The 13,190-nt window shown below is 71.4% G+C and carries 1 protein-coding gene (cut by a window edge); it reads right to left on the reverse strand.

The genetic code is table 11. The features are described from left to right. Positions 1 to 13,190, reverse strand: the 3' portion of a protein-coding gene (locus AB0L06_RS35725) for a non-ribosomal peptide synthetase (RefSeq protein WP_500235604.1). The gene runs 448 nt beyond the window's last position; only the last 13,190 of its 13,638 coding nucleotides appear in the window; the start codon falls outside the window, past its right edge; its stop codon occupies positions 1 to 3.

Raw genomic sequence — 13,190 nt, forward strand, 5'->3', positions numbered from 1 at the left:
CTATGCGTCCAACTTTCCGGGAGCCTCGCCGAGGGCGAGTCCGGAGGCCAGCAGCCGCCCGATCTCCGCGAGGGGGCCGGGGGCGGTCAGCTTCTCGTGGCTCGCCTCGATGAGGTGGCTCTCGATCTCGCCCTCCACATAGGGCCGCCACGCGTCCGGGGCGGACGCGGCGGGCCGGCCGGCGGGCCGGTCGAGGGCGGCGACGAACAACGTCAGGTCACCGCGGAACACCCCGGGGACGAAGCCCATGGTGAGGTTCTCGTTGTTGAGCGCGACGCGCCGGATCGCCTCCACGGCCCCTTCGTCGAGCTCGGTGCGCCCTTCCTGCCCGCCCGCGAAGGCCAGCACCGAGTCGATCAGTTTGTCGATCATCCGTGCCCGCGCCTCAGGCGGCAGCCGGTCTGCGCGTACCCGCTTGCCGCCCTTCGCCGCATCCCTGGTGGCGGCCTCCTCAGACGGTTCCTCGGACGGATAGGCGTCAAGGATCGCCAGCAGCGAGACCTCTTCGCCCGACTCCTGGAGCCGGGTGGCGACGGCCTGGGCGAGGAGCCCGCCGAACGACCAGCCGAGCAGGCGGTACGGCCCCTGGCGTTGCACGGTGCGGATGCGGTCGACGTAGTAGGCCGCCATCTCCTCGATCGAGTCGGGCAGCGGCGCCTCGCCATCCAGCCCGCGCGCCTGCACCGCGTACAGCGGGACGTCGTCCGGCAGGACGGCGGCCAACCCCGCGTACCGCCAGCCGAGGCCGGAGGCCGGATGGAAGCAGAACAACGGCGGCGCGTCTCCCCCGGCCCGCAGCGGGAACAGCACGTCCAGATCGCCGCCGCCACTGCCCTGGCCTCCGAGTCCTGCGGCGAGTCCCTCCGGTGTGGGCGTCGCGAACAGCGAACGGACGGTGACCGACGGGTCGAGTTCGGCCCGGACGCGGGCGACCAGCCGCATACCGAGCAACGAGTTGCCGCCGAGGTCGAAGAAGCCGTCGTCGGCTCCGACGCTCTCGACGCCCAGCACCTCGGCGAACAGTCCGCAGAGGATCTCCTCCTCGCGGGTCGCCGGAGGACGTCCCCCTGCTTGGAGGTCACGGCCGGGAGCGGGCAGCGCGGCACGATCCAGTTTGCCGTTCACGGTGACCGGCAGTTCCTCGAGCACGACCACCGCCGAGGGGACCATGTAATCGGGCAGGCTTCCGGCCGCATGCCTCTTCAGTTCATCGGCGTCCGGTTCCGAGTCGGTCTCCGCGGGAGTGATGTAGGCGACGAGCCGGACGTCCCCGGGGCGGTCCTCGCGAGCGAGTACGGCGGCCCGGCCGACCTGGTCGTGCTGGGCGAGCACCGCCTCCACCTCGCCGGGCTCCACCCGGAACCCGCGGATCTTCACCTGGTGGTCCACACGCCCGGCGAACAACAGACGCCCCCGGGCGTCCCACCGACCAAGGTCCCCAGTTCGATACATCCGCTCGCCCGCTCCCCCGAACGGACAGGCCACAAACCGCGCCGCCGACAGATCCGGCCGCCCAAGATAACCGCGCCCCAAAGCCGCACCCGCGATGTACAACTCACCCACCACACCGGGCGGAACAGGACACAGGTAAGCGTCCAACACATACACCCGGGTATTCCAGATCGGCCGCCCGATCGGTGTGACCGTTGTATCGTCATCGACCCAGTGGGCGGTGGAGAACACCGCGATCTCCGTCAGCCCGTAGAGGTTGGAGATCCTCGTGCTGGGGAACCGCCTGCGGATCGTCGCGAGGGTCGCCGGGGTGAGCGCCTCCCCGGCCAGCATCGCCGTGCCGGGACCGGTCACGTCGCCGAGCCCGCCGCTCTCCATCATGGCCAGGAACGCCGAAGGCGTCGTGTTGACCAGGCTCACCCGCTCGTCCGCGGCCATACCGCGCGCCTCGGTGGCAAGGGCCAGTACGCCGTTGGAGACCTCCACGCACCCACCCGCGGCCAAGGTGGTGAACAGGTCGAACACCGACAGATCGAAGCCGAGCGACGCCACGGCCAGAACATGCCGCAGACGCTCCACCCCGAACTCCGCCACCGACCACAACACCAGCGGCACCACATTCGAGTGCGCCAGCACCGCGCCCTTCGGCACACCGGTCGACCCCGAAGTGAAGAGCACATACGCGGGATGCCGCGATCGCAGCGGAGCGATCCGGTCGGCGTCGACCGGCGCCCGTTCGGGCCCCTCCTCCAGTGCGGCCATGGTGGCCGGATCATCCAGCACCAGCCGTTCGACCGTCACACCGTCCGGCAGCGCCGCCAGCGACGACGCCGTCCCCACCACCACGACCGGGGCCGCCGCCGCCAGCGTCCCCGCGATCCGCTCGACCGGATGATCGGCATTGATCGGCAGATAAGCCGCCCCCGCCTTGAGCACCCCCAGAACAGCGGCGACCATCGCCGCCGACCGAGGCACCATCAACGCGACCACACGCTCCGGACCCGCACCCAACGCGATCAGACGATGAGCGATCCGATTCGCCCGCCGATCCAACTCGGCATAGGACCACCGAACGTCCCCGGCGAGCACCGCAGGCTCATCCGGCGTCCGCGCCACCTGCCGTTCCACCAACTCCACCAGGGTGGAGTCCGGGACCTCGCGGACGGTGTCGTTCCACTCCCGCAGGACGAGCGCGCGCTCGCCCTCGGTCAGGATCTCCAACTGCCCGGCCCGGAGCCCGGGATCGGCGGCGACCTGCCGGAGGATGTCGCCGAACCGCTCGGCGATCGCCTCCACCGTGGCCTCGTCGAAGAGGTCGGCCGCGTACTCCACCGCGCCCTCGATGCCGCTCGCCCCGCCGTCCGCACCGGTCTTCCGGCGCTCGGCCATGACGAACATCAGGTCGAACTTCACTCCGACCGAGTCGCCCGGGCCCACTGGCCGCGTCTGCAGTCCGGCGAAGTCCCGCTCCGCACGCGGCGTGTTCTGGAAGGAGAGCATGACCTGGAACAGCGGGTGCTGCGCCAGCGACCGCGCAGGGGAGAGATCCTCCACCAGCCGTTCGAACGGCAGGTCCTGGTGGGCGAAGGCGCCCAGGTCGGCCTCCCGGACCCGGCCGACCAGCTCCGCGAAGGTGGGGTTCCCACCGACGTCGGTCCGCAGCACCAGCGTGTTGACGAAGAAGCCGACGAGCCGGTCGAGCGCCTCCTCACCCCGGCCGGCCACGGCGGACCCGATCGGAATATCGGTCCCCGCGCCCAGGCGGGACAGCACCAGCGCCAGCCCCGCCTGCACGACCATGTACAGGGTCGCGCCACTCTGCCGGGCGATCTCCACCAGCCCGGCGTGGGTCTCGGCGTCGATTCGGAAGGCGACGCGGCCGCCCTTCCGGCTGGCTACGACGGGACGCGGACGGTCGGTGGGCAGTACCAACTCGGCGGGGAGTCCGGCCAGCGCCTCGCGCCAGTAGGCGAGCTGAGCGCTGATCACGCTGTCCGTGTCGTCCTCGTCCCCCAGGACCTCCTGCTGCCACAGCGCGTAGTCGGCGTACTGCACCGGCAACGGCTCCCACCCCGGAGCCTCCCCCTGGCAACGTGCGGCATAGGCGGTCGACAGGTCCCGTGCCAGGACTCCCATCGACCAACCGTCCGCCGCGATGTGATGCACGACGACGGCCAGCACGTGGTCATCCGGACCGAGCTCCAGCAGTGCGGCCCGCCACGGCGCCTCCGTTCCGACGTCGAAGCCCGCGCCGACGATCGCCGTCAGGTTCGCGCGCAGGTCGTCTTCGTCGATCCGGCGGACTCGCAACCGGGGACGGCCCTCCTCACCGGTGCGGACCCGCTGGTAGGGAACCCCGCCCTCGTCAGGGAAGACGGTGCGCAGGCTCTCATGCCGCTCGGCGACGTCGCCGAGCGCCGCCTCCAGGGCCGCGACGTCCAGTGCTCCTGCCAGCCGGACCACGAACGGGATGTTGTACAGCGCCGCCGCTTCCTCGAACCGGTTGAGGAACCACATGCGGCGCTGCGCGAAGGACAACGGCATCCTGTCCGGACGCTCACCCACCCGCAGCGGAAGCCGGGCCGCGCCTCCCGCTGCCACCAGGGTCACCACCCCGGCGGGAGTCGGCGTGTCGAACAGGGCACGGACCGAGATCTCGGCGTCCAGGACGGCGCGGATCCGCGCGACCAGGCGCATCGCGAGCAGGGAGTCGCCGCCCAGGTCGAAGAAGCCGTCATCGGCCCCGACCCGCTCCACCCCCAGGATCTCGCCGAACAGTCCGCACATGATCTCCTCGGCCGCCGTCCGCGGAGCGCGCCCGACCGCCAGATCCGAATAGTCGGGGACGGGTAGTGCTGCGCGGTCCAGCTTTCCGTTGGCGTTCAAGGGCAGCTCGGGCAGCGAGACGACCGTCGCCGGGACCATGTGCTCAGGCAGGTGTTCGCGAACGAACCGCCGCAACCCGGCCGGGTCGACCGCGCCTGCCGGTTCGGTCGACTCGGTCGGGACGACGTAGGCGACCAGCCGCCGGTCACCCGGACGGTCCTCACGCGGCACCACGACGACGCGAGCAACGGAAGGATGACGCTCCAGGACCGAGGCGATCTCACCCGGCTCCACACGGAAACCACGAATCTTCACCTGATCGTCCGCACGACCCGCGAACTCCAGAACCCCGCCCTCGCTCCAACGCGCCAGGTCCCCGGTCCGGTACATCCGCTCACCGGGTGCGCCGAAGGGGCACGCCACGAAACGCTCACCCGTCAAAGCCGGACGATGCAGGTAGCCGCGCGCCAGCCCGGCCCCGGCCGCGTACAGCTCCCCCACGACGCCCGGTGGGACCGGCTCCAGGTACTCGTCCAGAACGTAGATCCGCGTGTTCCAGACCGGGCGACCGATCGGCGCCGTGGCAGGCCAGTCGGCGGCGTTTTCGGAAAGCGTGGTCGCGGTCACGACGTGGGTCTCGGTCGGGCCGTAGTGATTGTGGAGCCGCGTCCCCGGACGGTCGGCGAAGAACGCCCGCACCGCGTCGCCCAACCGCAGCGCCTCACCGGCCTGGGCGACGTGCGTGAGTCCTGGCAGCGGCAGCTGATGCTCACGGGCCGCCTCCGCGACGGCCTCCAGGATCAGATTGGGGGCGTACAGCTCCGTCACGCCTTCGCGTTCCGCCCAGCGCGCCAGCTCCGCCCCACCCATCCGGTCCTCATCACCGGGGACGACCAGGGCCTTACCGGCCAGCAGCGCCGACAGGATCTCCTGCACCGACACATCGAAACCGAGATTGGTGAACTGCGCCGTCCGCGCACCCGCCTCCGCCGTCAGCACCGACTCATGCCACGCCAACAGATTCACCATCGACCCACCAGGCATCACCACCCCCTTGGGCACACCCGTCGAACCCGACGTGTACAGCACATACAAAGGGTGATCAGGCCGCAGAGGGACACCTCGGTCGACATCGAGGGGCGGCAACGCCGACCGTGCCGCGATGACGGCCGTGGTCGCGGGGTCGTCCACGCTCACCAGGATCCGGTCGTCCCCGGAGAGGCCGGCCAGGCTCGCGACGGTGCCGACGACGATGGCGGGCCGGGCGTCGTCGAGCATGACCCGAACCCGTTCCACCGGATAGTCGGGGTTGACCGGCATGACCGCCGCCCCGGCCTTGAAGACTCCGAGCATCACCGCGACGGCACGTGCGGAACGGGGCAGGGCCAGCGCCACGGACCGCTCGGGGCCCGCGCCGAGCGCGATCAGATGGCGCGCGATCCGGTTGGCCTCGGCCTCGAGTTCGGCGTAGGACCACCGCATGTCCCCATCCAGAACGGCGGCGGCGTCCGGCGTCCGCGCCACCTGCCGCTCGAACAACTCCGGAACCGTCGAACCGGCGACATCGCGGGCGGTGTCGTTCCAGCCCACCACCACGCGCTCGCACTCGTCCTCGGTGAGGATCCTCACGTGGCTGGCACTCGTCGCCGCGTCAGCGGCCACCTGCCGGAGGACGTCGCCGAACCGGCCGGCGATCCGCTCCACCGTCGCCCGGTCGAAGAGGTCGGTGGAGAACTCGATCACCCCGTCGAGACCTCCCGGCCCGCCGTCCTCGGCCGCACGCCGCTCGCCCACGCCGAACATCAGGTCGAACTTCGCACCCGGCGCCCCTCCCGGACGAACCGGTTGTGCCTTCAACCCGGCGAAGTCCCATTCGGCGCGGGGGTTGTTCTGGAAGGAGAGCATGACCTGGAACAGCGGATGGCGCGCCATCGACCGCGCCGGGGCCAGGTCCTCCACGAGCCGTTCGAAGGGCAGGTCCTGGTGGGCGAAGGCGCTCAGGTCGCTCTCCCGAACGCGGGCGACGAGTTCCGCGAAGGTGGGATCGCCGCTCACGTCGGTCCGCAGCACCAGCGTGTTGGTGAAGAACCCGATGAGCCGCTCCACGGCCGCCTCGCCACGCCCCGCGATGGCGGACCCGATCGGGATGTCGGTCCCCGCGCCCAGGCGGGACAGCAGCAGCGCCAGCCCGGCCTGCACGACCATGTGCAGCGTCGCCCCGGTCTTCCGGGCGATCTCGACCAGCCCGGCATGCGTCTCGGCGTCGATCCCGAAGGCCAGCCGTTCTCCACGGTGACTGGACGTGGCGGGGCGGGGACGGTCGACGGGCAGCGACAGCTCCTCGGGCAGCCCGTCAAGGGCCTCACGCCAGTAGGCGAGCTGGGCGCTGATCACGCTGTCGGGGTCCGCCTCCTCCCCCAGGGCCTCCTGCTGCCACAGCGCGTAGTCGGCGTACTGCACCGGCAACGGCTCCCATACCGGAGCCTCCCCTTGACGCCGCGCGGCATACGCCGCCGACAGGTCCCGTGCCAGGACTCCCAACGACCAGCCGTCCGCCGCGATGTGGTGCACCACCACGACCAGCACGTGATCGGTGTCGGTGACGCGAACCAGTGCGGTGCGCCACGGCGGCTCGACGGAGACGTCGAAGCCCCGGCCCGCGATCTCGCCGACCCGTGCCAGCACGTCGGACGCGGAAGCCTCGCACTTCACCAGCGCCGGCCGCGCGCTTTCACCGGTCAGCACCTGCTGGAAGGGAGCCCCATGGACGTCGGGGAAGATCGTGCGCAGGCTCTCGTGACGGTCGACGACGTCGCCGAGCGCCGCCTCCAAGGCCGCGTCGTCCAACTCACCGGTCAGCCGGAGCGCCAGCGGGACGTTGTAGACGGGGCCCGCGTCCTCGAACCGGTTGAGGAACCACATGCGGCGTTGCGCGAACGACAACGGCACCCGATCCGGACGCTCCCGCACCGTCAGCGGCAGCCGCACCGAGCCGCCCGCCGCCACCGCCGCGGCCACCCCGGCCGGGCTCGGGGCGCCGAACAGGTCCCGTACCGAGATCTCCACGTCCAGGACGGCCCGGATCCGCGCCAGCAGCCGCATCGCCAGCAGGGAGTCGCCGCCCAGGTCGAAGAAGCCGTCATCGGCCCCGACCCGTTCCACCCCCAGAACCTCCGCGAACAGCCCGCACACGATCTCCTCGGTCGCCGTCCGCGGATCACGCCCCACCGGATCCGAGTACTCGGGTGCGGGCAGCGCGGCACGGTCCAGTTTGCCGTTCACGGTGACCGGTAGTTCCGGCAGCGCGACCACGGCGGACGGGACCATGTAGTCGGGGAGCCTTGCCGCGGCATGTCGGCGCAGTGTCTCCGCGTCCGGCCGTGGGCCTGATCCGGCGAAGGTGACGTAGGCGACGAGCCGGACGTCCCCGGGGCGGTCCTCGCGAGCGAGTACGGCGGCCCGGCCGACCTGGTCGTGCTGGGCGAGCACCGCCTCCACCTCGCCGGGCTCCACCCGGAACCCGCGGATCTTCACCTGGTGGTCCACACGCCCGGCGAACAGCAGACGCCCCCGGGCGTCCCACCGACCAAGGTCCCCAGTTCGGTACATCCGCTCGCCCGCTCCCCCGAACGGACAGGCCACAAACCGCGCCGCCGACAGATCCGGCCGCCCAAGATAACCGCGAGCCAGAGCCGCACCCGCGATGTACAACTCACCCACCACACCGGGCGGAACAGGACACAGGTAAGCGTCCAACACATACACCCGGGTATTCCAGATCGGCCGCCCGATCGGTGTGACCGTTGTATCGTCATCGACCCAGTGGGCGGTGGAGAACGCCGCGGTCTCCGTCAGCCCGTAGAGGTTGGAGATCCTCGTGCTGGGGAACCGCCTGCGGATCGTCGCGAGGGTCGCCGGGGTGAGCGCCTCCCCGGCCAGCATCGCCGTGCCGGGACCGGTCACGTCGCCGAGCCCGCCGCTCTCCATCATGGCCAGGAACGCCGAAGGCGTCGTGTTGACCAGGCTCACCCGCTCGTCCGCGGCCATACCGCGCGCCTCGGTGGCAAGGGCCAGTACGCCGTTGGAGACCTCCACGCACCCACCCGCGGCCAAGGTGGTGAACAGGTCGAACACCGACAGATCGAAGCTGAGTGACACCACGGCCAGAACATGCCGCAGACGCTCCACCCCGAACTCCGCCACCGACCACAACACCAGCGGCACCACATTCGAGTGCGTCAGCACCGCTCCCTTCGGCACACCGGTCGACCCCGAAGTGAAGAGCACGTATGCAGGGTGTCGGGGCAGCAAGGGGGCGATCCGATCAGCATCGACGGGGGCCGTGTCCCGCCCGTCCGCCAACTCCCGCGCCGTATCCGGGTCGTCCAGTACCAGCCGCTCGGCCGCCACACCGTCCGGCAGCGCCGCCAACGATGACGCCGTCCCCACCACCACGACCGGAGCCGCCGCCGCCAGCATCCCCGCGATCCGCTCAACCGGATGATCAGCATCGATCGGCAGATAAGCCGCCCCCGCCTTGAGCACCCCCAAAACGGCGGCGACCATCGCCGCCGACCGAGGCACCATCAACGCGACCACACGCTCCGGACCCGCACCCAACGCGATCAGACGATGGGCGATCCGATTCGCCCGCCGATCCAACTCGGCATAGGACCACCGAACGTCCCCGGCGAGCACCGCAGGCTCATCCGGCGTCCGCGCCACCTGCCGTTCCACCAACTCCACCAACGAGGCATCCGGCAGCGCCCGGCTGGTGTCGTTCCACGTGGCGACACGATGCCGCTCATCGGCGGTGAGAACGTCGAGGTCGGCGACGCGGAGGGACGGGTCCCCGGCGACCCGCGTCAGGATGCCCACCAGACGGTCGGCGAGGTCGCGGGCGGTGGCGGGGTCGAACAGGTCGGCCGCGTACTCGACGATCACTTCCATGCCGGCGGGTTCGCCGGCGTCGTCGCGACGTTCGGTGACGGTGAACGAGAGATCGAACTTCGACCCCTTGACGCCCTCCGGACGTAGCGGGTGGACCGTGAGACCCGAGAAGTCCCACTCGGCTCGCGCATTGTTCTGGAACGCGAGCATGACCTGGAACAGCGGGTGGCGGGCCAGCGAGCGCGCCGGGGCCAGGTCCTCCACCAGCCTCTCGAAGGGGAGGTCCTGGTGGGCGAAGGCGCCCAGGTCGGCCTCCCGGACCCGGCCGACCAGCTCCGCGAAGGTGGGGTTCCCACCGACGTCGGTCCGCAGCACCAGCGTGTTGACGAAGAAGCCCGCGATCCGGTCGAGCGCCTCCTCACCCCGGCCGGCCACGACGGTCCCAAGGGGAATGTCGGTTCCGGCACCCATGCGGTTGAGCAGGACGGCCAGCCCGGCCTGCACCATCATGAACTGCGTCGCCCGGTTACGGCGCGCGAGGTCGACGAGGCGGGCGTGGGCGGCGGCGTCGATCCTGGCGTGCACCCGGTCGCCCTGATAGGTGGCGACGGCGGGACGCGGACGGTCGGCGGGCAGTGCCAGCTCCTCTGGGGCTCCCTCCAGCGTCTGCCGCCAGTAGTCGAGCTGGGCGCTGATCACGCTGTCCGTGTCGTCCTCGTCGCCGAGGGTCTCCTGCTGCCACAGCGCGTAGTCGGCGTACTGCACCGGCAACGGCTCCCACCCCGGAGCCTCCCCCTGGCAACGTGCGGCATAGGCGGTCGACAGGTCCCGTGCCAGGACTCCCATCGACCAGCCGTCGCCCGCGATGTGGTGCACCACCACGACCAGGACGTGTTCGGCGTCGGCCACGCGCACGAGTGCCGCACGCCAGGGCGGCTCGGTGGACACGTCGAAGCGTCGGCTCGCGAACTCGGCGACCCGCGTGAGCACGTCCGACGCGGACGCCTGGTCGACCGACAGGGTGGGGCGGGCCTCGTCGAGGGTGAGGATCCGCTGGTAGGGCACTCCGCCCTCGTCGGGGAAGATCGTGCGGAGGCTCTCGTGCCGGTCGGCGACGTCACCGAGCGCCGCTTCGAGGGCCTCGGCGTCCAGGGCGCCGGTGAGTTTGAGCGCGAGCGGGATGTTGTACAGCGCGCCGGTGTCCTCGAAGCGGTTGAGGAACCACATGCGGCGCTGTGCGAACGACGGCGGGATGCGCTCAGGGCGCTCGACCGCCGTCAGCGGCGGTCGAGCCGAGCCGCCCGCGGCCAGGCGCGCGGCCACCCCGGCCGGAGTCGGCGTGCCGAACAGGGCGCGAACCGAGATCTCGGCGTCCAGGACGGCGCGGATCCGCGCGACCAGGCGCATCGCGAGCAGGGAGTCGCCGCCCAGGTCGAAGAAGCCGTCGTCCGCGCCGACACGCTCGACGCCCAGGACCTCGGCGAACAGTCCGCAGACGATCTCCTCGGCCGCCGTTCGGGGATCGCGTCCGGCCATCGACCCTGAGTAGTCGGGGGCGGGTAGCGCGGCGCGGTCGAGCTTTCCGTTGGCGTTCAAGGGCAGCTCGGGCAGCGGGACGACCGTCGCCGGGACCATGTAGTCCGGCAGTTGGGCGCGTACGAAGTCACGCAGTCCGCGCACGTCGATCGCGGTGTCCGGTTCGGTGGGGACGACGTAGGCGACCAACCGCCGGTCACCCGGACGGTCCTCACGCGGGACCACGACGACGCGAGCGATGGAAGGATGGTGCTCCAGGACCGAGGCGATCTCACCCGGCTCCACGCGGAAGCCGCGAATCTTCACCTGATCGTCCGCACGACCTGCGAACTCCAGGGCGCCGTCGTCGCTCCAGCGCACCAGGTCGCCCGTCCGGTACATCCGCTCACCGGGTGCGCCGAAGGGGCACGCCACGAAACGTTCACCGGTCAGGGACGGACGGCGAAGGTAGCCACGGGCGAGCTGGGCGCCGGCCAGGTACAGCTCGCCGGTCACCCCGGGGGCGACGGGGCGCAGGAAGTCGTCCAGGACGTAGGTGCGGACGTTCCATACGGGTCGTCCGATGGGAGGGTTCACAGGCCAGTCGGCGACGTCGTCCGGAAGGGTCGTCGCGGTCACGACGTGGGTCTCGGTCGGGCCGTAGTGATTGTGGAGCCGCGTCCCCGGACGGTCGGCGAAGAACGCCCGCACCGCGTCCCCGGGCCGAAGTGCCTCACCGGCCTGGGCGAAGTGCGCCAGACCGTCCAGCGGTACCAGGTGCTGCCGGGCGGCCTCTGCGAGGGTTTCGAGGACGAGGTTCGGTGCGTACAGCTCTGTCACGCCTTCGCGTTCCGCCCAGCGCGCCAGCTCCGCCCCGCCCATCCGGTCCTCATCACCGGGGACGACCAGGGTCTTGCCGGCCAGCAGCGCCGACAGGATCTCCTGCACCGACACATCGAAGCCAAGATTGGTGAACTGCGCCGTCCGCGCCCCAGTTTCGGGCAACAGCACCGACTCATGCCACGCCAACAGATTCACCATCGACCCACCAGGCATCACCACCCCCTTGGGCACACCCGTCGAACCCGACGTGTACAGCACATACAAAGGGTGATCAGGCCGCAGAGGGACGCCTCGGTCACCGTCGTCAGGGGCGCCGTCCGGACGGGCTCCGATCGCGGCGGCGACTGCGGGGTCGTCCAGATCCAGCCATCCGGTGGCGGGTGACCCGTCCGGTGCCGGGCCTGATCCGATCGCCACGGTCGGGTGGGCGTCGGCGAGCATGATGCGCACCCGCTCGACCGGGTAGTCGGGGTTGACCGGCATGACCGCCGCGCCCGCTTTGAGGGTGCCGAGCATCGCGGCGACGGCGCGCGCGGACCGTGGAAGCGCGACCGCGACGAGGTGTTCGGGCGCCGCGCCCTGAGCGATCAGTTCGTGCGCGATCCGGTTGGCCTCGGCGTCGAGTTCGGCATAGGACCACCGCGCGTCCTCAGCCAGGACGGCGGGAGCGTCCGGCGTCCGCGCCACCTGCCGCTCGAACAGCTCGGGAACCGTCGAGCCGGTGACATCGCGGGCGGTGTCGTTCCAGGACGTCAGGACGAGCTCGCGCTCATCCTCGGTCAGGATCTCCACGTCGCCGACGCGGGTCTTGGGGTCGGCGGCGAACTGGCGCAGAACGCGTTCCAGGCGGCCCAGCATCGCGCGGACCTCGGCCGCGCCGAACCGGTCGGGCCGGTAGTCGATGCGCAGGCCCAGCCGGTGGGCGGGGGCCACCGCGAGCATGAGCGGGTAGTGCGTGGCGTCGCGGCCGAGCGCTCCCATCGGGGCGATCTTCACTCCGCCCGCCTGCCCGCCGGGGCCGTTGCGGGGCGGCAGCCCGGCGGGCTCGCGCGGGTAGTTCTCGTAGACGAGCAGGGTGTCAAAGGACGCGGCGGGCCCGGCGGCGCGCTGGATGTCGGTGAGCCCGAGGTGCTGGTGCGGCAGCAGCGCGGTGCTCCGGTCCTGAAGGCCGGCCAGCATCGTCTCGAACGTCTCGGCGGGGTCGAGCCCGACCCGGACGGGCACGGTGTTGATGAACAGGCCGAGCATGGCCTCCACGCCGGGCAGCTCGGGCGGCCGGCCCGCCACGGTCGCGCCGAACACGACGTCGTCGCGGCCGGTCAGCGCGGCGAGGAGCATGCCCCACGCGCCCTGCAGGACGGTGTTGAGGGTCAGCCCGCGCGCCCGGCAGAGCGCCCGCAGGGAGGCGGTCAGGTCCTCGTCCAGGTGGATGGCGGCGCGTTCGGGGACGACCGGGGCCGCGTCGGGGTCGTCCCCGCCGACCAGGGTGGGCCGGTCGGCGCCCGCCAGTTCGGCGGTCCACGCCTCGCGGGCCGCGTCCCGGTCCTGGCGGGCCAGCCAGGCCAGGTAGTCGCGGTAGGGGGTGACCGGCGGCAGCCCGCTCCCGTCGCCGCCCGCCGCGTAGGCGGCCGACAGCTCACGGAGCATGACGGGCATGGACCAGC

This window comes from Spirillospora sp. NPDC052269 (assembly GCF_040679435.1).
Taxonomy (GTDB): Bacteria; Actinomycetota; Actinomycetes; order Streptosporangiales; family Streptosporangiaceae; genus Spirillospora.